The following is a 23,895-nucleotide window of genomic DNA, read 5'->3' as shown; positions in this document are numbered from 1 at the left end:
GCTTACTCTTTTCGGCGAGCGGCGTCGTCTGAAGACTGCTGCTCAAAGTCCAGATTGATCTGGTCGAGCTTCTCGCGAACCATGGCTTCAGTAATCAGGCCGCCGTTGCCTTCGTCGCGGGCGGCGTTCGCCCGGCGCAACAGCCAGGCAATGATCAATACGATGAACGCCAACACGCCGGTAATGACGCCCAGCATATGCTCTTGTAACCACGACACGGTGCTTCCTGCCTCTGTTGCATTGTTTGAATCGGCGGCGCCGCTGGAGCCGGCGGCCGCGCCATTTGAACTGCCTGGAGCGCTGCCTGAGCCGGTAGCGGAACTGCCTGCACCTGCGGCGGCACTGCCGGTGCCGGTAGCGGCATTGTTGGAACCCGAGGCGGCATTGCCTGAGCCGGAAGCGCCATTACTGGAACCCGAGGCAGTATTGCTTGAGCCCGCGTCGGCGTTGCTTGAACCGGCTGCCGCGTTGCCGCTATTGCCGGCGGCGCCTGCAGCGGCACTCGAGCCGGCTGCCGCATCACCAGTGCCCGGCGCCGCGCCACCCGTTGCGGCCGCGCCGCCCGTTGCAGCCGCGCCGCCCATGCTACCCGCTGTAGCGGCGTCGTTCGCCGCCTGCCCGTTGCCGGCAGTTGCGCCCGCATTTCCCTGGCTGGCATCCCCGGACGACTGATCCGGGGCGCCGCCTGCAGCCGCGCCCGTGGACCCGGCCGGACTCACGGACGTACCCGCGGCCGTACCGTTGGCGCTGCCAGCAGCCTGGCCGGAAGCATCCGCGCCGTTCGTAGCGCTGCGGTCGCCACCCGCCACTGGCGATGCAGTCGACGACCCGCCACCAGGCTGACCCGCTGCGCCGGCCGTATTGCCTGCCGCGCCGGGCGAACCGGCACGATCGGCTGATGACGGTGCGGCACCACCGGCTGCTTGCTGGCCATTCGAGGCGGCCTTATCGTCGGAGAATGTCTGCGTCAGGCTCTTTGCGCCTTCGACAACCAGACCGGATGCCGCTGCACCTTGCGCTTGCAAGGCCTGGTTAAGATGCTTAACGTTATCTTCAAGCGTCGACACACGGTCTTGGGCCTCTTGCAGATTCTTGCGCGCAGCGACGCTGTCATCGGCCTGGACATCGGCGCCTTGCGCCCCACCGGCACCCGTAGCGCCCTGCTGGCCGCCCGCTGCAGTGGTATCTGTGCCGGCTGTCTGTCGGCCGCTGGCGGAGCCTGCATTACTGGCCGCACCGGACAGTCGCAATTGATCGCGCGGCGTGCCGGCGGGCTCTTGGGCCGTCGCCGCGCCTTGTGTGGACACCACGCCCGAAGCGGCCGCATCCTGGCTTACTGTGGCGGCACCACCCGCTGCACGTTGGCGATACAACGCGAACTCGTGGGCCTGCTTCATGAACAGGCGCCGCGCTTCGCGATCGGAGATTGCCGTCAATGCGGCCATGTCGGGCATCTGCAGCGTGGCGCCGGCTTTGACCAGATTGATGTTTTCGTGAATGAAGGCCTGCGGATTGGCCTTTTGCAGAGCAATCATCATTTGATAGACGGTAACGCCCTGAACGGCGTGACGTCGTGCGATGGCGAACATGGTGTCGCCCCGCTTGACGCTTATGGCGCGCTGCGCAGCCAATGCACTGGCTGAGGCCGCGCTACCGGCACCGCGCAGTTCGGCGCTACGCTGGGCCGCTGCCACACCTGTGCCGCCTTGCGTCAACAGGCTGACCTGATAGCGCTGCTGGCCCGAGGCAGTACGTACGTCCAGCAAGACATCAGCCACAGCCTTGTCGAAGGGCTGGCTGGACCGAAGCTCTACAACTTTTGTACCCGGCGCGTAACCGTCGGCCAGTCGCAGTTGCAGTGTGTTCAGATCGACCGGAGGGGTCAGCCCCGCCTGCGCCCATGCCGGTGCCGGTGCTGGCGACACCGCCAGCGTGCGCAGGTCGCCAGCACTCAGTTCGATAATGGGAACATTGATATGTAGCGGCTGGCCCAGTGCCGAAACAACGCGCGAATGGCCCAGGCTTGCGGCCTGGGCGGTCGAGCACATGAACAATGCCGCCGCTAGTGCCCCGATCAAAGGTTTAGTATCTGAAACTAACGCTAAAGACGAAGACACACAGCGGGACAAATTCATTTTTATAGTTCACCCAAAGTTATACGCAACATGCGGCGTAGCGGCTCGGCAGCGCCCCATAATAGCTGATCTCCTACCGTGAAGGCGCTGAGGTACTCGTCGCCCATCGACATCTTGCGCAAGCGGCCTACGGGAATATCCATCGTACCGGTAACGGCAACTGGCGTCAGTTGCTGCATGGTGGCTTCGCGCTCGTTAGGCACGACCTTGGCCCAGTCCGAGCCTTGAGCCAGGATGTCGGCGACTTCATCCAGGGGAACATTGCGCTTGAGCTTGATCGTGAGGGCCTGGCTATGGCAACGCATGGCGCCAATACGCACGCACAAGCCGTCGATCGGCGTGGCGGGCGTACCGAAAGCTGGTCCGCGCCCAAGAATTTTGTTGGTCTCGGCTTCGGCCTTCCATTCTTCGCGCGACACGCCATTGCCCAGATCCTTGTCTATCCAGGGGATCAGGCTGCCACCCAGCGGTACGCCAAAATGCTCGCGGGCCAGGTCTGCATCCTGCTGGGCCGTCAGCACGCCCCGATCGATCTCGAGTATTGCAGCCGCGGGGTCGTCCAACAGCGGCCTGACCGCGGCATTCAGGGTGCCAAACTGCGTGAGCAGTTCGCGCATGTGTTGAGCACCACCGCCAGAAGCGGCCTGGTAAGTCATGCTGCTCATCCAATCGATGAGGTCTTCATTGAACAAGCCGGCCATGCCCATCAGCATGCAACTGACGGTACAGTTGCCACCAATGAAGTTCTTGACGCCGCGCTTCAAGGCGGCATCGATGACGGGCCGGTTGACGGGATCCAGCACGATGATGGCATCGTCGGCCATGCGCAGCGAGCTGGCCGCGTCGATCCAGACCCCATCCCACCCTGCAGCGCGCAGCTTGGGATAGACCGCATTGGTATAGTCGCCGCCCTGAGCGGTAAGAATGACGGGAAGTTTTTTCAGTGTGTCGATGTCGTAAGCATCTTGCAGCGCACCTGCGCCATCCGCCCACGAAGGTGCCGCTCCGCCAGCATTGCTGGTCGAGAAAAACACCGGTTGAAACAAGGAAAAATCATTCTCGTCGCGCATGCGCTGCATCAGGACCGAGCCCACCATGCCGCGCCAACCGACTAAACCTACTGCTTGGCTCATGTTGCTGTCACTTTAAAAAAGAATAAAAAATACGTCTGTAGCATTATTTTAATGCTTTCAGCACGGCATCACCCATTTGGCTGGTTGTAACCTTGTCTGTGCCGGCCTCGTAGATGTCAGCCGTGCGCAACCCTTGCTCCAGAACAGCCTGCACGGCGGCTTCGATACGGTCTGCCTGCGCGCCTTGGTTCAAGGAGTAGCGCAGCAGCATCGCTGCCGACAGGATGGTCGCCAGGGGATTGGCCATGTTCTGGCCGGCGATATCAGGCGCGGAGCCATGGCTGGGTTCGTAAAGGCCTTGGTTGGAGGCGTTCAGGGACGCAGACGGCAGCATGCCGATAGACCCGGTCAGCATGGCGGCTTCGTCAGAGAGAATGTCGCCAAACAAATTGCCGGTAACCACGACGTCGAACGCCTTGGGCTCGCGCACCAGCTGCATGGCCGCGTTGTCGACGTACATGTGCGAGAGAGTGACGTCGGGATATTCGGGCGCGACCGCTATCATGATGTCGCGCCAAAACTGGGAAGTCTCGAGCACGTTGGCCTTGTCCACGCTGCACAGGCGTTTGTTGCGCTTTTGCGCGGCGCGAAACGCCACATGGGCAATGCGTCGCACTTCGGATTCGGCGTAATGCATGGTGTCGTAGCCCTGGCGCTCGCCCTTGAAGGGGCCATCGGCAACTTCGCGCACACCGCGAGGCTGGCCAAAATAGATGTCGCCAGTCAGTTCGCGCACGATCAGGATGTCCAGGCCGGCCACGATCTCGGGCTTAAGCGACGAAGCATTGGCCAGTTGCGGGTACAGGATGGCGGGTCGCAGGTTGGCAAACAGACCCAGCGCCTTGCGCAAGCCCAAAATGGCCTGCTCGGGGCGTAACTCGCGGGCCAACTGGTCGTACTTCCAGTCGCCCACGGCACCGAACAGAATCGCTGCGGAATCAAGCGCGAGATTCAGCGTAGCGGCGGGCAAGGGGTGCCCCTCGGCCTCATAAGCGGCGCCACCCACGGGAGCGGTCTGCAGGTCAAGGTCCAGACCCAGCGCCGTCAATACCCTGACGGCCTGTTCGGTAATTTCGGGGCCGATACCATCGCCCGGCAGCACGGCTATTTTATGTGTCATGGTGTTCCTGAAGTTGAATGCGGAAAAAGGGCGGCGTTGCCGCAGCCCTTCGTTTACGTAGTTGGTTGGCCGACCTTGGCCAAGGGGGCTCAGGCTATTGGTCGCGACTCGAGCCAAGGATGCTTGGCCAGCCTTTCGGCTTCGAAGCTGCGTATCAGGTCGGACTTTTGCAGAGTCAGGCCGATTTCATCAAGACCGTTAATCAGGCAATGCTTGCGGAATGGCTCGACATCGAATGCCAGTTCGCGATCGTCAGGTGTAATGACCACCTGGCGTTCGAGGTCGATACGCAATTTGTAGCCAACAAAGGCCTTCGCTTCATCGAACAGCCGCGCCACCTGCAACTCGGGCAGGACGATAGGCAGCAAACCATTCTTATAGCTGTTGTTGAAGAAAATGTCGGCGTAGCTGGGCGCAATGATGGCGCGAAAGCCATATTGCGTCAGTGCCCAGGGTGCGTGCTCGCGGCTGGAACCGCAACCGAAGTTCTTGCGCGCCAACAAGATGGATGCCCCCTGATAGCGCGGCTGGTTCAGCACAAAGTCTGGGTTCAGCGGCCGCTTGGAATTGTCCATGCCCGGCTCGCCGTGGTCCAGATAACGCAATTCATCGAACAAGTTGGGGCCAAAACCCGTACGCTTGATGGACTTCAGAAACTGCTTGGGAATGATCAGGTCGGTATCGACGTTCTCGCGATCCAGCGGCGCCACCAATCCGTGATGTGTAGTAAATGCTTGCATGATGGCTTCCTATCGTTGCGTCCGTACATCAACAAAATGACCGGCGATGGCCGCTGCCGCTGCCATTGCGGGGCTGACCAGATGGGTGCGCCCGCCCTGCCCTTGCCGACCTTCGAAGTTCCGGTTGGACGTGGAGGCACAGCGCTCGCCAGGCTCGAGGCGATCGGCATTCATGGCCAGGCACATCGAGCAGCCCGGCTCGCGCCATTCAAACCCGGCGTCCAGGAAGACCTTGTCCAGCCCTTCCTTTTCGGCTTGCAGCTTGACCAGGCCGGAACCTGGAACCACCATGGCCTGCTTGATGGAGCTTGCCACCCGCTTGCCGCGCGCCACACTGGCCGCCGCACGCAGGTCTTCGATACGGGCATTCGTGCACGAGCCGATGAAGATGCGGTCCAGCTTGATATCGACCAGCGGCGTGTTGGGCTTCAGGCCCATATACTGCAGCGCCCTTTCCATGCCGCTGCGCTTGACGTCGTCTTTTTCCTTGTCGGGATCCGGCACACGGGCATCTACGGGCAACACCATTTCGGGCGATGTGCCCCATGACACCTGCGGTGTTATCTGACGTGCATCGATCTCGACCACACGATCGAAGCTTGCGCCTTCGTCCGTGTGCAGGGTGCGCCAGTACTCGACCGCCTGATCCCACAGCGCACCGGTAGGTGCGTAAGGCCGGCCGCGGAAGTAGTCTATGGTTTTCTGGTCGACCGCCACCATGCCGGATCGGGCGCCGGCTTCGATGGCCATATTACAGACCGTCATGCGTCCTTCCACTGACAAGGCGCGCATGGTGCTGCCACCGAACTCGATGGCGTAGCCAGTGCCGCCGGCCGTGCCGATCTTGCCGATGACATACAGGACCAGGTCCTTGGCGGTGCAGCCAAAGGGCAGCTCGCCCTCGATGCGCACCAGCATGTTCTTGTTCTTTTTCATTAACAAGGTTTGGGTGGCCAGCACGTGCTCGACTTCCGAGGTGCCTATGCCGAAGGCCAGGGCGCCCACGGCACCATGTGTACTGGTATGGGAATCGCCACAGACGATGGTCATGCCAGGCAAGGTGGCGCCCTGCTCGGGGCCGATGATGTGGACTATGCCCTGGCGCACGTCGTTCATGCGGAACTGAGTGATGCCGTACTTCTCGCAGTTGTCGTCCAGGGTGTCTACCTGCAGGCGCGAAATCGGGTCAGAAATACCTTGAGCGCGGCCGCTGGTCGGCACGTTATGGTCGGCCACAGCCAGGTTGGCGCCCAGGCGCCACGGCTTGCGCCCAGCGATGCTCAGGCCTTCGAAAGCTTGCGGGCTGGTGACTTCATGCACCAGGTGTCGGTCGATGTACAGCAGACAGGTGCCGTCCGACTCTTGGTGCACGACATGCGCGTCCCAGAGTTTGTCGTATAGGGTCAGGGCCATGGATATGCTCTTGAAATGGATAGGGAAAAAGGCGGATAGGCTTATTATGCCATTGCCTCAACCTGGTACAAGGCAAGTGCTTATACTGGTACTAGCAGTGCTACGCTGACTCGGATACAGGCGTCGCTGCGGAGGACCACCAGCATGATGGCCTCCGCCGCAAGCTAGCGCTATTTGCCGCCTACTTGCCGCCGGCCTGCTGATATAGCGGCATGACTTTGTTGGCCGCCTCGGTAAGGTCGGTGCTACGGCTGGCCGCCGATGGGTGGGTAGACAGGAATTCAGGTGGCGCATTGCCGGCGCTCAGCGCCCCCATCTTTTGCCACAGCGTCACGGCAGCGCGCGGATCATAGCCGGCACGCGCCGCAAGCTCGACACCGATGCGATCGGCTTCTGCCTCGGCGGTACGGCTATTGGGCAAGGTGAACATCACTTCGCTCAGCGCCCCGCCCAGGTCGGCAGTGGCACCCATGCCGGTCACTGCCGATAGGACCGACAAGCCCATATTGGTGACCATCTGCTGCGATACCTGTTCGCGAGCGTGTTCGCGCAGCGCATGCGCCATCTCGTGGCCAATGACGGCTGCCAGCTCGGCATCGGTGGGCTTGATCTTGTTGATCAGGCCGGTATAGACGGCGATCTTGCCACCCGGCATGCACCAGGCGTTGACTTCGTCCAGGCTAAGCACATGGACATCCCATTTCCAGTTGGCGGCGTCAGGGCGAAAAACACTGACCTGGGCAATCAGCTTGCGCGCTATGGCCTGGACCCGTTGCGTCTGGGCTGCATCGCGATCCAGCGCTCCCTTGGCCTTCGCCTCGGACAGCAGGCTGCTGTACTGTTGCGCCGCTTCCTGCTGCAACGCCTGCTCGGATACCATGCCCGACATGTATTGCTTGCGATCCACGCCCACCGTGCCGGAATCTGTGGTCTGCACGGCCGCACATCCGCCCAGGGCAGTGGCGGCTGCCAACACAGCGCCCGAAACGAAGCGTCGGCTCAAGAGATAAGTAGTATTCATATAGCGGGTACTCCTAGGGATTTGTGGTTTCGGTGCCGCACTGAGCACGATGACGCAGTGCGTGATCCATCAACACAATGGCAAGCAGGGCTTCAACAATAGGGGTGGCGCGGATGCCGACGCAAGGATCATGGCGGCCCAAGGTCTGCACCTGTACAGGCTCTCCGGCGCGATTGATGGACTGCCGCTCGATGCGGATACTGGAAGTCGGCTTGATGGCAAGCGATACGGTAATGGGCTGACCGGATGAAATCCCGCCCAGCACACCGCCCGCATGATTGCTGAGGAATCCATCGGGGGTGAGTTCGTCGCCGTGCTCTGACCCGCGTTGCGACACGCAATCGAAACCGGCCCCGATGGACACCCCCTTGACGGCATTCAGCCCCATCATTGCATGCGCAATATCGGCATCCAGGCGGTCGTATAGCGGCTCGCCCCATCCAGGCGGCGGGTTCTCGGCGACCACTTCGATGCGCGCGCCCACCGAATCGCCATCGCGCCGCAGTTGATCCATATATTGTTCCAGCTCGGGGACAATCTGCGCATTGGGTGCGTAAAACGGGTTGTTAGCCACATGCTCCCAGGATTCGAACGGAATCGGGATCGGCCCTAATTGGCTCATGTAGCCGCGCACGGTCACGCCATAGGTCTGTGTCAGCCATTTTTTGGCAATGGCGCCTGCGGCCACCGTCGGTGCCGTCAAGCGGGCCGAGGAGCGCCCGCCACCGCGCGGATCGCGCTCGCCGTACTTACGCCAATAGGTGTAGTCGGCGTGCCCGGGACGGAAGGTGTCGGTGATGTTGCTGTAGTCTTTGCTGCGCGCATCCACATTACGTATCAGCAGCCCTATTGGCGTGCCTGTGGTCATCCCCTGATAAACACCGGACAGAATCTCTACCTGATCGGCCTCCTGACGCTGGGTGACATGACGTGAGGTACCGGGACGGCGGCGATCAAGCTCGAACTGGATGTCAGCCTCGTCCAGAGGCAAGCCTGGGGGGCAGCCATCGACTACTGCGCCGATGGCCGGGCCATGAGATTCCCCGAAATTCGAGACACAGAATAATTTACCTAGGGTATTGCCGGACATAGTTCTTTTTTTATGGTTGAAGAGAAAGAATACGCACTTGGCGCGCTTACGAGGAACAACTGACTTCGAGCTGGCTGGCCCATTCGGGCGGCGCGGCTGCGTACGCCTCGAAGCCTGGCCTTTCAGTATAGGGGTCGCGCAATAAATCGAGCAGTGTGTCGATCTCGCCGGCATCACCCTTTGCGGCTGCGCGGATGGCGTTCTCGGCCAAGTGATTGCGAAGCACATATAGCGGATTGGCACGATCCATCTGCGCGACGCGCTCGGCCTCGGGCCGATCTTCGCTTGCCAGCCGCTGCTTGTAGCGCTCCAGCCATGCAAGGGCCGCGGCGCGATCTTCGAAATGTGCAAGAAAGGCATCCTGGTTACTGCCCACCCTGGCCAGCGTGCGAAAGCTCAATGTGAAATCCGCCCGCTGATTGTGCAGCAGGCGCCACCAGTCATCCAGCAATTCGTCATCGTTCGCGCCCCATTGCAGCAGGCCGAGCTTGCGTGTCAGGTTGCCACGGTAAGCCTCTAAAAATACGGCTTCGTACTGTTGCAGCACTTCTTTCAGTGCATCCGCTTCGACGCCCAGGCCCAGCAGTGCACTGGCCAGGCGATAGAGATTCCAGTTGGCCACCGATGGCTGGGCGTTCCAGGCATAACGACCCTGCGTATCGCTGTGGTTGCAGATATGGTCGACGCGAAACGCGTCCATGAAACCATAGGGGCCGTAATCGATCGTCAACCCCAGGATGGACATATTGTCGGTGTTCATTACGCCATGGCAAAAGCCGGCTGTCTGCCAGTCTGCAACCATGCGGGCGGTGCGAACCAGGACGGCCTCCAGGAAGCGCAGCACCGTCGCAGCCTCGTCTTCTTTGTTGCCCGCTTGCCCTACGCGGCATTCCGGGTAGTAGCGAGCTACGACGTAATCAAGCAAGGCCCGCAAATTATCGGGGTTGCCGGACCAGTGCTCGAACGAACCGAAGCGCACGAAGCTGGGCGCCACACGGGTCACGATAGCTGTAGTTTCGACCGTCTCGCGATAGACGGGGTCGTCGGACACGACCAGCGCCAGAGCGCGCGTGGTCGGTATGCCCAACCCCACCATGGCTTCGCCAGCCAGGTACTCGCGCACAGATGAGCGCAACACCGCCCTGCCGTCGCCCATGCGCGAATACGGGGTCCGGCCCGAACCCTTCAGTTGCAGCTCCCAGTTGCCGTTGGGCGTCACGACCTCGCCCAGCAGGTGTGCACGGCCATCGCCCAATTGCCCGGCCCAGATGCCGAACTGATGCCCGCTATATGCGGCAGCCAGCGTGTCGCCGCCAGGCAAAGCTTGTTGACCGGAAAATACTTCCAGGAACTCGGGTTCACGCAAGGCATCGGGCGACAAGCCCAGCAGCGCGGCAACATCCGGGTTGGCATGCAACAACCGCGGCGCATTGGGCGGTTGCGGCTTAAGCCGGGTGTAAAAGGCGGACGGCAATCCGGCGTATGAGTTGACGACTTCCAATTGCTTTACAGAATGGATCATGCGCTTGCCTTAATAAACTGCCCCGCCGCTTACGAGCGTGCCGGCTTCTGCCGCGCGGACCGCTTGGCAGGGCGTAAATAAAAAATGGCGCACAGATAGAACACCAGCGAAAAGGCGATTTCCAGCCCAGCCATCATGGCCGACATGCCGGACGGGTCGGACCACGCCCGAACAACCCCTTCCATAAAGTAAAGCAGAACCAGCATGGCTGCCCATTGCAAAGTGTAAAGATGCCCTTTAAGCACGCCGCGCAAAGGCAGCAGCAAGGGCACTACCTTCAGTGCCAGCAGCGAGCCACCAGGCTTGAGCGGCGCGATAAGCAGTTCCCACAACAGGCAGAGGATAATCAGCGCAATCAGCGATATGGACGCGCCGTAGCGCAAAACAGGGTTAAGTTGCGTAGTCATGCTGGTATTATCACTCGAAAGAGGCGGGCCTGGCCCAGGCCCAACCTCCCGATGAACGCTTTTCGCAAGACATCATGGCAACAAGCACCTCGAATGCAAAGATCAGGGAGCAAGCCGCCGGCGATCCGGACACCGACGAGCCGGCCGTGATCGAAGAGCCGCGCCTGGAACCGGCAGCCAGCCCGGTCACCGGCCTGGCCAACGCCCTGAAGATCGCGCGCTTCGCCTTGCAGCGCGCCGGCGAGAAGAAGTTGATGCAGGTGGCTGCCAGCCTGACATTCACCACCGTACTGGCCATCGTGCCCCTGCTTGCGGTGGTGTTGGCGCTGTTCACCGCCTTTCCGCTGTTCGCGGACTTTCGCATGGCGCTGGAAGGCTTCCTGACCAGCAATCTGATGCCGCCGGCGGTTTCCGACAATGTCATGCTGTATCTGAACCAGTTCGCCGCCAAGGCTTCAGGGCTGACGGCCATAGGCAGCTTGTTCCTGATCGTCACGTCCATCATGCTGTTCATGACCATAGACGAGGCGTTCAACGATATCTGGCAGGTAGAGCGCCAGCGACCCTTGCGTCAGCGCATGCTGGTTTATTGGGCAATTATTTCGCTGGGCCCGATCTTGACTGGCGCCAGCCTGTGGGCGACGTCAGTGTTGGCCAGCGAGTCTATTGGCCGCGTCTCGGAACTGCCGGCGGCGCTTTCCTTTGCGCTGTCTTTCGTCCCGCTGGTCATTACTGCCCTGGCCTTTACCGCCTTGTTCGTGGGCGTGCCCAATCGACGCGTCCTGTGGAAGGACGCCCTGGCCGGCGGTGTAGGCACGGCCGTGGTGATCGAGGTCATGCGTATAGGCTTTGCTTATTACCTGACCCGCTTCCCTTCCTATACCGTCATCTACGGCGCCTTCGCGACCCTGCCCATCTTCCTGTTGTGGATTTATCTGTCATGGCTGGCGATCTTGCTGGGTGCCACCGTGGCGGCCATTTTGCCCGCCCTGCGTCAGCGGCGCTGGGCCTGGGTGCACTATACCGGTGGCAGCTTCGTCGACGCGATCAGGGTGTTGCGCATGTTGTGGGACGCGCAGTCGGGGCAAACGCCTGGCCGCAGCCTGCGCTTCCTGTGCGCGCACCTGCAACTGCACCAGGATGAACTTGAGCACGTATTGGCCTCACTGAAGCGCCTGGGCTATGTCGTCAATACAGACAGTGGCGAAGCCGACCAATGGGTGCTATGTGTGGACCAGCGCGAAGCCACGCTCGGGCCCCTTATTGATGAATTATTGCTCGATCGCCGGCAACCCGGCTTGCAAGAACCGGAAAACCGGCAGTTGCTGCAAGCCATACAGGCTACGCTGCAACAACCCGATGTGCGGCTGGCCGACTTGTTCGACCCGCCGAACGCACTACCCGAAAGCCGGTAGTTGGGGCAAAATAGCCTTACTGTGTCGCATGAAGGCACCCAGGAGAACCACGATGTTGAAAGTCAGTGAAATCTTACGCGTGAAAGGCCACACGCTGTACACGGCCTCGCCCGATATGCCCATCTTGCGGGCGCTCGAAACCATGAGCGAGCAAGACATCGGTTCACTGGTCGTCATGGAGCACGGCGAACTGGTCGGCATGCTGACATTTCGTGAAATCATCCGGCATTTGCACGATAACCACGGCATCACCGGCACCAACACGGTGCGCAGCATCATGGACGACGCGCCGGTCAGCGTATCGCCCAATACCGACGCCGACGAAGTGCAGCGCCTTATGCTGGACAAGCACGCCCGATACATGCCGGTCATGGACGGCCCCACCCTGATGGGCGTCATCTCTTTTTACGATATGGCGCAAGCTATCGTGGCGGCGCAGCAGTTCGAGAACAACATGCTGAAAGCTTATATTCGCGACTGGCCGTCCGACTCGGAAGCCGCCAGTTCGTAAGCATCCTCTTGGTTGTTACTGCGCAGCATCAGGTCGGACCAGGCCTGCGCAATCAGCTGCGCATCGTTGCGGTCGAGCAAGGCAGGGTCGGACAAGGTTCGGCGCCACTGGCGGGCTCCTGCCCGGCCGTTCATCCAGCCCAGCAGTGGGCGCACAATAATGCGCAAGGGCACGCCATCTTTTACCTGGCCCGCGGCGTAGCGCTGCATGGCTTGCACGACCTGGTCGGGCTCAAGATGCACTAGATGCGGATGCTGCCTGCGCGAGATGTCGTTAAGGATGCCAGGGTTATGCCAGGCGGCACGGCCCAGCATCACGCCATCAAACTGATTCATTAAATCGATGGACTGCTCGACTTCGGCGATGCCTCCGTTAAGCACAAAGCGGCAATCCGGAAAGTCCGCCTTCAGCCGCGCCGCCGCATCGTAACGCAGCGGCGGCTTTTCGCGGTTCTGCTTGGGCGACAAGCCTTTTAGCACCGCGTTGCGCGCATGCACAATAAAAACGCGGCAGCCGGTATCGCGTATGGCGCCGACAAAATCGCGCACGAAAGCATAGCTGTCGTCGTAATCCAGACCCAGGCGGTGCTTGACGGTTACCGGAACGGATACCGCGTCCTGCATGGCTTTCATGCAATCGGCCACCAGCTGTGGCTCAGCCATCAGGCAGGCGCCAAAGGCGCCACGTTGCACGCGCTCTGACGGGCACCCGCAGTTGAGGTTGATTTCGTCGTAGCCCCATTGCTCGCCCAGGCGTGCTGCGGCGGCCAGGGCGGCGGGCTCGCTGCCGCCCAGTTGCAGCGCCACGGGCTGCTCGGCCGGCGAGAATGCAAGGTGGCGTGCAACGTTGCCATGCACCAACGCGCCTGTGGTGATCATTTCGGTATAAAGCCTGGCACGGGGCGCCAACAGCCGATGAAAATACCGGCAATGCCGGTCGGTAACATCGATCATGGGGGCAACGCTAAGGCGCCAGTCATCGGGGCCGTTGGGCAGGTGCTTGTGGGTGTCCGCTATACTCATCTCGCCGGTCTCTCTGGGCAGCCTGCCATTGTAGCCCGGCTTAAACCATTTCCTTCAGTTTGCCTACCCCAGAGTTCTTCTCCTATGGCCGTCTTTACCCCCGTCAGCGATGCTGACGCGCGCGAGCTTTTAAAACGTTACACGCTGGGCGAGCTGGTCACCCTGCGCGGCATCACGGCCGGTATCGAGAACACCAACTATTTCCTGACGACGACGCAGGGCGAGTTCGTCCTGACGCTGTTCGAAGTACTTACCTTTGAGCAGCTCCCGTTCTATATTGAGCTGATGCATCACCTGGCCCAGCGCGGCATTCCGGTACCGCAGCCGCAAACGCTGCTTGACGGCACCCGCCTGACCATGCTGCACGACAAGCCGACGGCCATCGTGTCGCGGCTTTCGGGCGGCTACGAACCGGCACCCAGCCCGGCTCACTGCGCGCTTGCAGGCAAAACGCTGGCCCGTGCACATCTGGCCGCCCAGGATTTCACCATACAGCAGCCCAATCTGCGGGGTCTGGCCTGGTGGCAGGCTACGGTGCCCAAGGTGCTGCCGTTTCTGGACGACGATCAGCGCGCACTGATCGAGGACACACTGAACGAGCAAACCGCCTTTGCCGCCACCGACACTTATGGCGCCTTGCCATCGGGGCCGGCGCACTGCGACCTGTTCCGCGATAACGTGTTGTTCGACGGCACCTTCGAGATGCCGCGCATGGGCGGGTTCATCGACTTCTATTTTGCCGGCTGCGACACCTGGCTGTTCGATGTGGCGGTAAGCGTCAACGATTGGTGCATCGAGCGCCATACCGGCGTGCTCGATCCCGAACGCCTGCGAGCCTGGCTGGACGCCTATGCGCAAGTTCGCCCCTTCACGCTCGAAGAGCACGCCGCATGGCCCGTGCTGCTGCAGGCGGCCGCCTTGCGCTTCTGGGTCTCGCGTCTTTATGATTTCCATTTACCCAGGCCGGCGCAAACGCTGAAGCCCCACGACCCTCGCCACTTCGAGCGCATACTGCGCCAACGCCGCGGGCCCGCCACACCTACACTCCAGGATTACTGAATCGCATGCAAGCAGCCATATTGCCCATCACAGCCGGATGGAACTGGATATTGGATGGATTCAGGCTCTTCAAGCGCCAACCCATGGCGATGTTCTTCTGGAGCCTGCTTACCGGCTTCCTGATTACCGTCAGCTATCTGGTGCCCCTGTTTGGCCAGATCGCATTGATCATCAGTACGCCTCTGCTGACTTTCGTCACGCTTAGCGCCTGTCGCCACATTGCGGCGGGCCGACCCATGCTGTTGTCGATGTGGGCCGAGCCTTTGCGTGATCGACAAACGCGTCGGCGCCTGTTGGGCCTGGGGCTGGCCTACATGGGCTTTTGCCTGGCCGCCGGCTTTATTGCCACGCTGCCTTTCATGGATACGCTGATGACGGCCATCGACGCGGACGGCGAGATCAATCCGAACGCACTGTTTTCAGCCATGCAGGGCCCGCTTATTACCTTCGGGCTGCTGTACGTGCTGATATCAGCGCTGTTCTGGCATGCGCCCGCCTTGATCGGGTGGCACGGCATCAAGATGTCGCAAGCCTTGTTCTTTTCGATGGTGGCTTGCTGGCGCAACAAATGGGCCTTCCTGGCCTACGGCACAAGCTGGGCTGCCATCTTCTTTGCCGTCCAGATGATAGGCACCTTCATCGCCGGACTGGGCGTGTCGCCCAGCTTCGTACAAATTATGCTGACACCGGTCAACATCATTGTGGCCGCCGTGTTGTATTGCAGTTTTTATCCTGCGTACATCAGCGTTTTTGGTGCCAACTACCCATCGCCGGAAGTGCCGCCTGCAACATCTGGTCGATAAACGCTTCCGCGCCTAGCCGGCCGTCGGGCCGGTACCAGCGGACGGTGGCATTCATGCCGCCCAGCAGGTGCTTGCGTATGATGGCCGCGTCGCCCTGCAGCAAGCCACTGGCCACAGCCAGGTCTATGGCCTCGTGCCACAACTGCTCGTAAGCCTTGCTTAGCTGCTCGATGGGCTCGCGCGCCTCGCGCGACAGGCTGCGCCAATCGTAGATCATGGCGTGCATGGCATCGCCCCCCACCCCGCTGATGATGCTATGCATATGCAGGCGAAACAAACCCTCCAGCCGTCCGGCCGGATCGGCATGCTGCTGCACCAGTTGGCGGCCTTCGTCAATGACTGACTGTATGCCGTTGGCCATGACGGCCACGAGTATCTCTTCCTTGCTCTTGAAATGGTGAAACAGGCTGCCTGAACGCAGGCCCACCGCCTCGGCCAGTTCGCGCACGGTGGTGCGCTCGTAGCCGTTCTCGCGAAACAACCGGGCCGCAGTCAGTATCACGACGGTACGGCGGTCTTCTTCGCCCTGTACCGGCGGGCGGGTAGCGAGATGGTTCACGAATACAAGGCCTCGATCTGCTGGGCATAGGCAGTGTAGATGCTGCCGCGCTTGACCTTCATGGTGGCGGTGACCTCGCCGTCGTCGTGGTCCAGCTCTTTGGTCAGCAGGTGAAACCGCTTGATCTGCGACACGGCTGCCAACTGCTTGTTGGCCTGGTCTATCTGTTGCTGCATCAGCTCGCGCACGGCCGGGTTCTCGGCCAACGAACGGAAGTGCGTAAAGGCAATGCCTTGCGATTCGGCCCACTTGGACACGGTATCGAACTCAATCTGCACCAGCGCCGACACATACTTGCGGCCATCCGCGATGACGATGCACTCCTTCACATAGGGGCTGGCCTTGACTGTGTTTTCGATTTCGGAAGGCGTCAGGTTCTTGCCGCCGGCGGTGATCATGATGTCTTTCAGCCTGTCGACAATACGCAGCATGCCGCCCTCTTCGGCGATCACATCGCCGGTTTTCAGCCAGCCATCCTGGATGACGCTCTCGGTTTGCTCGCGGCTTTTGTAGTAGCCGGCGAACACCATCTCGCCACGCACAAGCAGCTCGTCGTCTTCGCCTTTGCGGTAGTCCAGCCCGAGGATGGGCTCGCCCACCGTACCCAGCGCAATGCGATCCGGGTGCTGGCCCAAAATCATGCCGGTGCTTTCTGTCAGGCCGTATACCTCGACCAAAGGCAGACCGAGGGTACGAAAATAGCGCACGATGGCCGGCGGTATGGGCGCAGCGCCTGTCAGCGCCACGTGCGCGCGCCGCAAGCCAATAAAGTTCAACAAAGCCCGCAGCACCAGCCAATACCAGAACGCATAAGTCAGGCGCTGCGCAATCGTGCGCTGGCTGGCGGATTTGGCGGCGAACGGTTCGCAGGCATGCATGGCGCGCTCGTATAGAGCACGCGTCCAGGGCCGGGCCTCCTGCATCTTGATGGTGATGGCCGCGTGCAATTTCTCCCAGATACGCGGCACACCCAAAAACAGCGTGGGGGCGACCTCGCGCAGATCCTGCTGCACCGTGCGTATGGACTCGCCGAAGTTGACTTGCGCGCCGGAGTATATCGGCACGAAAGTTGTCAGCATCTGCTCAGCAACATGGCAAAGCGGCAGGTAGGAAAGATGGCTGTCGTCCGGCCCCAGGCCCAGCCGGTCGATGATGCCGGGCGCGACGCCACGCATGTTGCGATAGGAAATCATCGCGCCCTTGGGCTTGCCTGTAGAGCCGGAGGTATAAATCATCAGGCCAATGTCATCCAGTTGCTGTCCGCTTAGGGCCTGTTCAATCAGTTCGGGTTCGGCGGCGTCGCGCTCGGCGCCCATGGCTTCCAGTTCGGCGAACGTGCAAACCAGCTCGCGCTCTTCGTCGGTATAGCTGCGCAGTCCCTTGGTTTCTATGACCACGATGCGACGCAGTCGAGGCAAGGCGGCGCGCGATTGCAGCACCTTTTCGGTTTGCTCCTGGTCTTCGCACACGACCAGCTCGATATCGGCGTGGGCCAGCACATAGCTGATTTCAGCAGCGGGGCTGGTGGGGTATAAGCCCACGGTTACGGCCCGCACTGCCCCGGCACCCAGTTGGGTCAGCACCCACTCGATGCGGTTTTCGGACAGTACGCCTATGTGGCCGCCCTCTGGCACGCCCAAGCTGCGCAAGCCCAGGCCCACGTGCCGCGCCCGCCGCCAGTAATCGGCCCAGGTGCATGGCTTCCAGATGCCGAAGTCCTTTTGGCGGATGGCGATGCGCCGGGGCATGCGCTGCGCCTGCTCGCGCAGCATCTGCGGCAGTGTCAGGGGCGGCAGATCCATCAGTGAGGGCATGGTGGGCTCTCCTTAAGACAACCAGCGCTTGCGGCGCTTGTAATGCTTGATGCTTTTGAAGCTGCGCGCCTCGCCGGCGCCGCCCACGCCCAGGTAGAACTCGCGCACATCGGGGTCGTTGGCCAGTTTCTCGGCGCTGCCGTCTATCATGATCTTGCCGGTTTCCATGATGTAGCCGTAATGCGCAATGGCCAGCGCCACCGACGCATTTTGCTCGACCAGCAGCATGGCGGTGCCTTGCTCGGCATTGATGCGCGCAATAATGGTGAAAATGCTTTCTACCAGCATGGGCGACAGGCCCAGCGACGGCTCGTCCAGCAACATCAGGCGCGGGCGCGCCAGCAGTGCTCGCCCGATGGCCAGCATTTGCTGCTCGCCGCCCGACAGATAGCCGGCCAGGCCGCGGCGCCGCTCGTGCAGCCGTGGAAAATACTCGTAGACCAGATCGAAGTCCGCACGATTGGCCCGCCGACCGGCCAGTGCATAGGTAGCCGCCACCAGGTTCTCCTCGACGGTCAGGTCTTCAAAGACGCGCCGACCTTCCATGACGTGGCTCATACCGCTGTGTACCAGGTGCTGCGGCGCTACGCGGGCGATGTCCTGCCCGTTGAAGTGGATTTGACCCTTGACGAGTTCGCCATCTTCCAGCTCCAACAGCCTGGAAATGGCCTTAAGCGTGGTGGACTTGCCAGCGCCATTGCTGCCCAGCAAAGCCACCACCTGACCCACCGGCACGGACAGGGACAGGCCGCGCAATACCTGCACGACCTTGTTGTAGACCACCTCGATATTGGCGATCTCCAGCACCGGCAAGCCGGCCGGGTCCTGTACGGGCGGGTTCAGCCTGGCCATCCGCCTAGTCCAGAATGATCCAGTCGGATGCCGGCACCATCTTCTTCTGGCTGTAGTCGGCCCGATAAATGCGGCCTACCGGCAAAGAGTTGCCCTTGACGCTGACCGGTACGCCTATGATGCCGCCCGTGTCGAAATCCTTGATGGACTGCAAGGACGACTTCATGTTGGCGGCTGTCAGGTCCTTGCCATCGGCCAGCGTGCGCTTGACGGATTCCGTCATCAACATGGCGGCCAGGAAGCCCTGCATATAGGCAGTGCTTTGGTATTCCGGACGCATCTCGCGTATCTTTTTCATCATGGGCGAATTGCCTTCCTCGTCGTAGTAGTAACGGAAAGGCATCACGCCCATGAAGCCATCGGCGTTCTCGCCCATCTGCATGATGGTGGAGTTGTCCATCGTCCAGAATGTGCCCATATAGCGCGTTTTCAGGCCCATCTGCTTACCCTGGGATACGAACTCGGGTATGGGCGCCAGCACATAGCCATGGAAAATGGTGTAGTCGGGATTGGCGCGGCGCAGCTTCAGCACCTCGGTTGAAACATCCACACTGCCCGGTGGGGTCATGATCTCGGCCGCCACCGTCAGGCCCAGTTGCTCGGCCACGGCATGCGACGACTTGATCGGGTCGCGACCGAACTCGGTGTCGGAATACACAAACGCCACTTTTGCGCCCGGCTTTTCCTTGGCGATGTAGCGCAGCAAGATGCCGAACATTTCGGTGTAGTCGGGGCCTACAAGAAACTGTGCCGGAAACTTGGCCGGATCGTTGATTTCAGTCGCAAACGAGGCGCCCGTCATCATGATGGTGCCCATGCGGTCGAGCTCGGGGTTGATGGTCTTGGAAAAGCCGGTAGAGTCGCCGTAGTACAAGTTGACCTTGTTCTGGCTGGTGATCTTCTTGAAGGCCGCCACCGACACGTCTACCTTGTAGCCCGTGTCTTCCGGCACATAGCGAACCATGCGCCCGTCTATGCCGCCCGACTCGTTCAGCATCTTGACGTAATCGCCGATGCCGGCATGGATGCCCACGCCCGCAAAAGCGAACACGCCGCTCATGGGAATAGAACCGCCAATAACGATGTCTTCCTTGTCTTGCGCGATGGCGCCGCCTGTCAGGCCCAGGCCAGCGGCAAGCGTAAGCGGTAAAAGCAAGCGCCGGACCAGGCCGGCCAGGTGGAGTTTAGGGGTCATGCTTGTCTCCTGGTGTGGTAATGGCCGCCACACTGCTCAGGTGCGGAAGGGCCACAAGTGAAAGAAACGCCGCACTCGCCGCCACATTTCTGCCAGCCCTTGCGGTTCGAAAATCAAAAACACGACGATCAACACGCCAAACACGATAGTGCGTACCGGCGATACATACTGCAGCGTATCGCCCTCTATGGGCAGCCAGGCCACCGCTATGCGCAACACTTCGGGCACCATGGTCATGAAGACCGCACCAAGAATCGCCCCAAGTATGGAACCCATGCCGCCCACGATAATGGCGGCAAGGAAAAAAATGGAATAGATCAGCGGAAAGCTTTCCGGCGTGACCACACGAAAAAAGTAAGCCCACAGGCCGCCTGCCACGCCCGCATAAAAGGACGACAGCCCGAAGGACAGCAACTTGTAGCGCAACAGCGGTATGCCCAGCACCTCAGCCGAAATATCGCGATCGCGTATGGCGATAAAGGCGCGTCCTACCCGTGTGCGAAACAGGTTGGCAGCACCCAGCACCATCAATACGGTTACGGGCACGATCAACCAATAGATGCGAAAGGAGGTGTCCAGCGCCGCGCCCAGCATGGTGGGCGGCGGCACCGTCATGCCGCCCGACCCGCCGGTAAACGACAAATTGCCGAACACGAAATGAACAATAAACGAGGCGGCTATTGTTACGATGGCCAGGTACAGGCCCTTGACCCGCAACGACGGTATACCCACCAGAATGCCGCCCAGCATCGCCACCACACCGGCCATTACCAGGTTGAACAGAAAGGGCGTGCTGTAGCGCTGCTCGAGCACAGCCACCGTGTAGGCGCCCAGGCCCATGAAAGCCGCCTGCCCCAGGCTGACAAGGCCGGTATAGCCGGTAAGTATGTTCAAGCCAGTGGCGCTGGCAGCATGAATGGCCACCAGGCAGGCCAGGTAAAGCCAATAGTCGTTGGCGAAAAACGGATACAGCACCAGCGCCAGCAGAAACAAGCCCATCCACACACGCTGGGTGGAAGTGTCGAACAAGGCTTCGTCTGCCATGTAGTCTTGCCGGGCGGTTCCTATGCGCATTCGTCAGAGCCTTTCTATTTCGCGGGTGCCGAACAAGCCATAAGGCCGGGCCATCAACACCACCACCAACACCATGAAGGTGACCAGCAGCTTGTATTCGCCGCCCAGGTAGGCGCCCGCCCAAGCTTCCAGTATGCCTATCAGCAAGCCGGCCAGCATGGCACCTATGACGCTGTCCAGCCCGCCAACGATCACCACCACCAGCACCGACAAGCCAAAGATGCCCATGGAGGACGACAAGCCGCCTATCGCACCCACGGCGATGCCGGCCACCGCCGCCAGCGCCGCGCTGGCCACCCACGCCAAAGAAAACACCCGGGGCACGTTGATGCCCATGGCGTAGGCCGCCCCCTGATCCGAAGCCGTGGCACGCAAGGCCACCCCGCCCCGCCAATAGCGGAACACCGCCACCACCATGGCGACCAGGGCCAGGGCCACCAGGAAGCTATAAAACACCTTGGACGACACAAAGGCTTCGCCAATGAAGATGGGCTCTGAGGGGATGAACTCGGGCAGGCGCCGCTGGTCGGCCGACCAGATAAGCTCGACCAGGCCCACCATGATGGAGCCCAGGCCCACCGTAACCATGAACACCGAAATGGGCGATTCGCCCAGCATGGGGCGGATGGCCAGGCGCTCTATAACGCCGCCCATGACACCGCCGGCAACAATGGCAAGCAAGGCGGCCAGCCACAGCGGCCACTGCAATTGCGCGGCAAAGCCAAAGAAAAAATAAGCGCCCATCATCAGCATCTCGCCGATTGCGAGATTAACGACGCGCGTGGCCTTGTAGACGATGACGAAAGCCAGCCCCGCCAGCGCATACAGCCCGCCGCTACCGATGCCGGCCAGTGTTACCTCGAAGAGGAATAGCCAGTCGATCATAGGCTGGCCCCGGCTGCTGCCCCGCGCAGGCGTTGGCGGAGGTCGCTGACGTCGCCCGCGCCCAGATACGCGCGCACCACTTCCGGGTCGGCCTGCACCTGGGCCGGCGTACCATCGGCAATGACATGGCCAAAGTTAAGCACCACCACATGGTCGGACAAGTCCATAACCAGGCCCATGTCGTGCTCCACCATCAGCACCGTAACGCCCCACTCTGCCCTTACGTCCAGGATGAAGCGCGCCATGTCTTCGGTTTCTTCGCGATTCATGCCCGCCACCGGCTCGTCCAGCATCAAGACCTGCGGCTGCATGGCCAGTGCACGCGCCATTTCGACACGCTTCTGCAAGCCATAGGGCAAGGCCGACACGGGCGCATGGCGTATGTGATCGATCTCCAGGAAGTCGATAATGCGCTCTTCGATATCGGCGCGCAGCGCGGTTTCCTCGCGCCGGGCGGCACCCAGGTAGAACAGGCCCTGGAAGATATTGGTCTTCAGGTGACAGTGCCGACCCAGCTTGATGTTGTCCAGCACAGACATGCCGCGAAACAAGGCAATGTTCTGAAAGCTGCGGGCCAGGCCCAAACGGGCCCGTTGCGGAGACGGCAAGCGCGTGATGTCTTGCCCACGAAACTGCACCGTACCCTGGCTGGGCCGATAAAAGCCCGAGATAGTATTGAACAGAGACGTCTTGCCCGCGCCGTTCGGGCCGATAACCGTAGTGATCGTGCCGGGTGCCACATCGAAGCTGACTGCGTCCAGTGCCTTGACGCCACCGAACGCCAGTGTCAGCCCCTGGATCCGCAGAACAGGGTCGACAGCCGCCACAACCGGTCTCCGTTATGTGCTTTTGTAGCTTGCCCGATTGGTGATGCTGAACCGAGCAAGCGCTTGGTTGAACAATGCATCAGGCGGGGCGGGAAGGCAATATCGGGCTTTCCCCTAGGGGCGAAGCGCCAGGCGAATGCGTACTGCAAAGTCGGGGTGGGCCTGACAGTAACCGGCCGGCAGTTCAACGACAGAGCGAGCGCGGGCGCAAATCGCAATACGCCAAGGCGGCAAGCTGCACACCACCCGTACCGGCAAGCAGTGTCTGTCCAGAAACACGAGATCTATCGCATCGGGCAGCCCGAAGGTGTGAACCGCGCGGCAAGGATCCAGATGCAAGCCGCCGTTTTCCCCATCCAGCCTTCGTGCATGCAAGCCCAGCAAGCGCGCCATGAAGGTTTGGGCCGAATGGATATATAGACTCATAAGGATGCCAGTAATTTGATCGCAATCGGAAAGCCAATGATGAGGAAAGTGCAGGGAAAAATACAGAAAACCATGGGAAAGAGCATCTTGACAGGCGCCTGAAGCGCCAGCTTTTCAGCGCGCAGGAAGCGCTCACTGCGCCGCTGTTCCGATTGCGCACGCAGCAAGGGTCCAAGACTCATGCCTAGTTGGTCTGCCTGGGCCAGCGTCAATACAAGACTGCGGATGGACGCCAGATCGGTACGCCTGGCCAGCTCTTCCAGCGCTTGCGGGCGCGGCATGCCCGCCCGGATGTCCATCAGGGTACGCCGAAGCTCCATGCGCAGCGGACCCGGCGGGCCATGCTGTGCCGCTTGCTGCAAAGCGCCTTGCAGGTTCAGCCCGGCCTCGACGCATAGTGTTGTCATGTCGAGCAAGAACGGAAGTTCGCGCAGCATGCGGGTTTGACGGCTGCGCCTCAGGCTGCGCAGCCAGTAAGGCGGCCATGCTGCGGCGATTGCCCCAAGCACAAGACCGGCCAGCACGGCCTTCGCAATGGCGACCTCACTCGACATGGTCATCATCCATCCACTGAAACAGCCAACAATGCATAGCAACATCAGTTGCATTGCGACAATATGCTCGGGCAGCCACTGTCTATCCAGGCCAGCCACTTGTAGGCGATTGTGCAGCCGGTGTCGTATGGACCAGGTGATAAAGGGCCGGCATACATTGGAGAACGCCACGATCCATGGCCAGAGCAACCTGAACATGCCGTGATCAGACGCCGCAGGCGCGCCCGCGTGCGATACGGCTGGACGCGTGATCACCCATACGAGCAGGCACAGCGACAAGCCGGCCGCCAGGCAACTAAGCCAGAAGAACATTGGTAG

The 23,895-nt window shown here is 61.0% G+C and carries 23 protein-coding genes; 4 read left to right on the top strand and 19 right to left on the bottom strand.

Going from position 1 to position 23,895, the window contains the following annotated elements; all coding sequences use genetic code 11:
• Positions 1-2: 2 nt before the first annotated feature.
• The 9 genes from CKA81_RS05070 to CKA81_RS05030 form a co-directional block, all read right to left on the bottom strand.
• The gene (locus tag CKA81_RS05070; RefSeq protein ID WP_164878346.1) at positions 3-2,078 is read right to left on the bottom strand and encodes a type IV pilus assembly protein FimV; all 2,076 of its coding nucleotides are present in this window, start codon (positions 2,076-2,078) and stop codon (positions 3-5) included.
• 59 nt (positions 2,079-2,137) lie between these two features.
• Positions 2,138-3,268: an aspartate-semialdehyde dehydrogenase gene (asd, locus tag CKA81_RS05065; RefSeq protein ID WP_128354320.1), complete on the bottom strand. Its 1,131-nt coding sequence runs from the start codon at positions 3,266-3,268 to the stop codon at positions 2,138-2,140.
• Positions 3,269-3,311: 43 nt separating this feature from the next.
• Entirely contained in the window at positions 3,312-4,388 is a 1,077-nt protein-coding gene (leuB, locus tag CKA81_RS05060; protein ID WP_128354319.1) for a 3-isopropylmalate dehydrogenase, read from the bottom strand.
• Positions 4,389-4,477: 89 nt separating this feature from the next.
• Positions 4,478-5,128, bottom strand: coding sequence for a 3-isopropylmalate dehydratase small subunit (leuD, locus tag CKA81_RS05055; RefSeq protein WP_128354318.1), 651 nt, complete (start codon positions 5,126-5,128; stop codon positions 4,478-4,480).
• A 9-nt stretch (positions 5,129-5,137) separates the two neighbouring features.
• On the bottom strand, positions 5,138-6,541 hold the full coding sequence (gene leuC / locus CKA81_RS05050) for a 3-isopropylmalate dehydratase large subunit (RefSeq protein WP_128354317.1): 1,404 nt from the start codon (positions 6,539-6,541) through the stop codon (positions 5,138-5,140).
• A 181-nt stretch (positions 6,542-6,722) separates the two neighbouring features.
• The gene (locus CKA81_RS05045) at positions 6,723-7,562 is read right to left on the bottom strand and encodes a M48 family metallopeptidase (protein ID WP_128354316.1); all 840 of its coding nucleotides are present in this window, start codon (positions 7,560-7,562) and stop codon (positions 6,723-6,725) included.
• 13 nt (positions 7,563-7,575) lie between these two features.
• On the bottom strand, positions 7,576-8,652 hold the full coding sequence (gene aroC, locus CKA81_RS05040; protein ID WP_128354315.1) for a chorismate synthase: 1,077 nt from the start codon (positions 8,650-8,652) through the stop codon (positions 7,576-7,578).
• A gap of 46 nt (positions 8,653-8,698) precedes the next feature.
• Positions 8,699-10,174, bottom strand: coding sequence for a protein adenylyltransferase SelO (locus CKA81_RS05035; RefSeq protein ID WP_128354314.1), 1,476 nt, complete (start codon positions 10,172-10,174; stop codon positions 8,699-8,701).
• A gap of 29 nt (positions 10,175-10,203) precedes the next feature.
• Positions 10,204-10,581, bottom strand: a complete 378-nt coding sequence (locus CKA81_RS05030; RefSeq protein ID WP_128354313.1) for a DUF2069 domain-containing protein — start codon at positions 10,579-10,581, stop codon at positions 10,204-10,206.
• A gap of 74 nt (positions 10,582-10,655) precedes the next feature.
• Between CKA81_RS05030 and CKA81_RS05025 the strand changes: the two genes are divergently transcribed.
• Together CKA81_RS05025 and CKA81_RS05020 are read left to right on the top strand one after the other, a co-directional pair.
• Complete coding sequence (locus tag CKA81_RS05025; protein ID WP_128354312.1) at positions 10,656-11,996, top strand: YihY family inner membrane protein; 1,341 nt, start codon at positions 10,656-10,658, stop codon at positions 11,994-11,996.
• Between the two features lie 52 nt (positions 11,997-12,048).
• Positions 12,049-12,507: a CBS domain-containing protein gene (locus tag CKA81_RS05020; RefSeq protein ID WP_128354311.1), complete on the top strand. Its 459-nt coding sequence runs from the start codon at positions 12,049-12,051 to the stop codon at positions 12,505-12,507.
• Here the strand turns inward: CKA81_RS05020 and dusA are convergent.
• A complete protein-coding gene (gene dusA, locus CKA81_RS05015; protein ID WP_128354310.1) occupies positions 12,462-13,529 on the bottom strand; it encodes a tRNA dihydrouridine(20/20a) synthase DusA in 1,068 nt (355 codons plus the stop codon). The two genes, CKA81_RS05020 and dusA, sit on opposite strands and share 46 nt — an antisense overlap.
• Before the next feature lie 84 nt (positions 13,530-13,613).
• On the opposite strand from dusA, the gene CKA81_RS05010 reads away from it, so the two are divergent.
• Positions 13,614-14,588 carry a homoserine kinase gene (locus CKA81_RS05010; RefSeq protein WP_128354309.1) on the top strand — a complete coding sequence of 325 codons (975 nt, stop codon included), beginning with the start codon at positions 13,614-13,616 and terminating at the stop codon, positions 14,586-14,588.
• Positions 14,589-14,593: 5 nt separating this feature from the next.
• Positions 14,594-15,391 carry a BPSS1780 family membrane protein gene (locus CKA81_RS05005; protein ID WP_128354308.1) on the top strand — a complete coding sequence of 266 codons (798 nt, stop codon included), beginning with the start codon at positions 14,594-14,596 and terminating at the stop codon, positions 15,389-15,391.
• Here the strand turns inward: CKA81_RS05005 and CKA81_RS05000 are convergent.
• The 9 genes from CKA81_RS05000 to CKA81_RS04960 all read right to left on the bottom strand — a co-directional run bounded on the left by CKA81_RS05000 (position 15,330) and on the right by CKA81_RS04960 (position 23,889).
• Positions 15,330-15,950, bottom strand: a complete 621-nt coding sequence (locus CKA81_RS05000; protein WP_128354307.1) for a TetR/AcrR family transcriptional regulator — start codon at positions 15,948-15,950, stop codon at positions 15,330-15,332. The genes CKA81_RS05005 and CKA81_RS05000 overlap by 62 nt on opposite strands.
• Positions 15,947-17,764 carry an AMP-dependent synthetase/ligase gene (locus CKA81_RS04995; protein ID WP_228255796.1) on the bottom strand — a complete coding sequence of 606 codons (1,818 nt, stop codon included), beginning with the start codon at positions 17,762-17,764 and terminating at the stop codon, positions 15,947-15,949. Before CKA81_RS04995 ends, CKA81_RS05000 begins: the two co-directional genes overlap by 4 nt.
• A 12-nt stretch (positions 17,765-17,776) precedes the next feature.
• Complete coding sequence (locus CKA81_RS04990; protein ID WP_128354306.1) at positions 17,777-18,616, bottom strand: ABC transporter ATP-binding protein; 840 nt, start codon at positions 18,614-18,616, stop codon at positions 17,777-17,779.
• 4 nt (positions 18,617-18,620) lie between these two features.
• Complete coding sequence (locus CKA81_RS04985; RefSeq protein WP_128354305.1) at positions 18,621-19,811, bottom strand: ABC transporter substrate-binding protein; 1,191 nt, start codon at positions 19,809-19,811, stop codon at positions 18,621-18,623.
• A gap of 36 nt (positions 19,812-19,847) precedes the next feature.
• Positions 19,848-20,885: a branched-chain amino acid ABC transporter permease gene (locus CKA81_RS04980; RefSeq protein WP_128354304.1), complete on the bottom strand. Its 1,038-nt coding sequence runs from the start codon at positions 20,883-20,885 to the stop codon at positions 19,848-19,850.
• 3 nt (positions 20,886-20,888) lie between these two features.
• Complete coding sequence (locus CKA81_RS04975; RefSeq protein WP_128356578.1) at positions 20,889-21,767, bottom strand: branched-chain amino acid ABC transporter permease; 879 nt, start codon at positions 21,765-21,767, stop codon at positions 20,889-20,891.
• Positions 21,767-22,597 carry an ABC transporter ATP-binding protein gene (locus CKA81_RS04970; RefSeq protein ID WP_128354303.1) on the bottom strand — a complete coding sequence of 277 codons (831 nt, stop codon included), beginning with the start codon at positions 22,595-22,597 and terminating at the stop codon, positions 21,767-21,769. The genes CKA81_RS04975 and CKA81_RS04970 overlap by 1 nt, the downstream gene beginning before the upstream one ends.
• A gap of 114 nt (positions 22,598-22,711) precedes the next feature.
• On the bottom strand, positions 22,712-23,023 hold the full coding sequence (locus tag CKA81_RS04965) for a DUF192 domain-containing protein (protein WP_128354302.1): 312 nt from the start codon (positions 23,021-23,023) through the stop codon (positions 22,712-22,714).
• Complete coding sequence (locus CKA81_RS04960) at positions 23,020-23,889, bottom strand: type II secretion system F family protein (protein WP_128354301.1); 870 nt, start codon at positions 23,887-23,889, stop codon at positions 23,020-23,022. Before CKA81_RS04960 ends, CKA81_RS04965 begins: the two co-directional genes overlap by 4 nt.
• Positions 23,890-23,895 lie beyond the last annotated feature (6 nt).

It is taken from the genome of Pollutimonas thiosulfatoxidans (assembly GCF_004022565.1).
Taxonomy (GTDB): Bacteria; Pseudomonadota; Gammaproteobacteria; order Burkholderiales; family Burkholderiaceae_B; genus Pusillimonas_D; species Pusillimonas_D thiosulfatoxidans.
Note: the sequence above shows the minus strand (reverse complement) of the source record. Positions and strands in the feature narration are given on the sequence as shown.

Excerpts from the sequence above, each read along its gene's own strand:
- leuD (WP_128354318.1), bottom strand. The coding sequence starts at position 5,128 with ATGCAAGCATTTACTACACATCACGGATTGGTGGCGCCGCTGGATCGC.
- CKA81_RS04985 (WP_128354305.1), bottom strand. The coding sequence starts at position 19,811 with ATGACCCCTAAACTCCACCTGGCCGGCCTGGTCCGGCGCTTGCTTTTA.
- leuC (WP_128354317.1), bottom strand. The coding sequence starts at position 6,541 with ATGGCCCTGACCCTATACGACAAACTCTGGGACGCGCATGTCGTGCAC.
- CKA81_RS05030 (WP_128354313.1), bottom strand. The coding sequence starts at position 10,581 with ATGACTACGCAACTTAACCCTGTTTTGCGCTACGGCGCGTCCATATCG.
- CKA81_RS05045 (WP_128354316.1), bottom strand. The coding sequence starts at position 7,562 with ATGAATACTACTTATCTCTTGAGCCGACGCTTCGTTTCGGGCGCTGTG.
- aroC (WP_128354315.1), bottom strand. The coding sequence starts at position 8,652 with ATGTCCGGCAATACCCTAGGTAAATTATTCTGTGTCTCGAATTTCGGG.
- dusA (WP_128354310.1), bottom strand. The coding sequence starts at position 13,529 with ATGAGTATAGCGGACACCCACAAGCACCTGCCCAACGGCCCCGATGAC.
- CKA81_RS05005 (WP_128354308.1), top strand. The coding sequence starts at position 14,594 with ATGCAAGCAGCCATATTGCCCATCACAGCCGGATGGAACTGGATATTG.
- CKA81_RS05010 (WP_128354309.1), top strand. The coding sequence starts at position 13,614 with ATGGCCGTCTTTACCCCCGTCAGCGATGCTGACGCGCGCGAGCTTTTA.
- CKA81_RS05025 (WP_128354312.1), top strand. The coding sequence starts at position 10,656 with ATGGCAACAAGCACCTCGAATGCAAAGATCAGGGAGCAAGCCGCCGGC.
- CKA81_RS04965 (WP_128354302.1), bottom strand. The coding sequence starts at position 23,023 with ATGAGTCTATATATCCATTCGGCCCAAACCTTCATGGCGCGCTTGCTG.
- CKA81_RS04990 (WP_128354306.1), bottom strand. The coding sequence starts at position 18,616 with ATGGCCAGGCTGAACCCGCCCGTACAGGACCCGGCCGGCTTGCCGGTG.
- CKA81_RS05020 (WP_128354311.1), top strand. The coding sequence starts at position 12,049 with ATGTTGAAAGTCAGTGAAATCTTACGCGTGAAAGGCCACACGCTGTAC.
- CKA81_RS04995 (WP_228255796.1), bottom strand. The coding sequence starts at position 17,764 with ATGCCCTCACTGATGGATCTGCCGCCCCTGACACTGCCGCAGATGCTG.
- CKA81_RS04980 (WP_128354304.1), bottom strand. The coding sequence starts at position 20,885 with ATGCGCATAGGAACCGCCCGGCAAGACTACATGGCAGACGAAGCCTTG.
- leuB (WP_128354319.1), bottom strand. The coding sequence starts at position 4,388 with ATGACACATAAAATAGCCGTGCTGCCGGGCGATGGTATCGGCCCCGAA.
- asd (WP_128354320.1), bottom strand. The coding sequence starts at position 3,268 with ATGAGCCAAGCAGTAGGTTTAGTCGGTTGGCGCGGCATGGTGGGCTCG.
- CKA81_RS04960 (WP_128354301.1), bottom strand. The coding sequence starts at position 23,889 with ATGTTCTTCTGGCTTAGTTGCCTGGCGGCCGGCTTGTCGCTGTGCCTG.
- CKA81_RS05035 (WP_128354314.1), bottom strand. The coding sequence starts at position 10,174 with ATGATCCATTCTGTAAAGCAATTGGAAGTCGTCAACTCATACGCCGGA.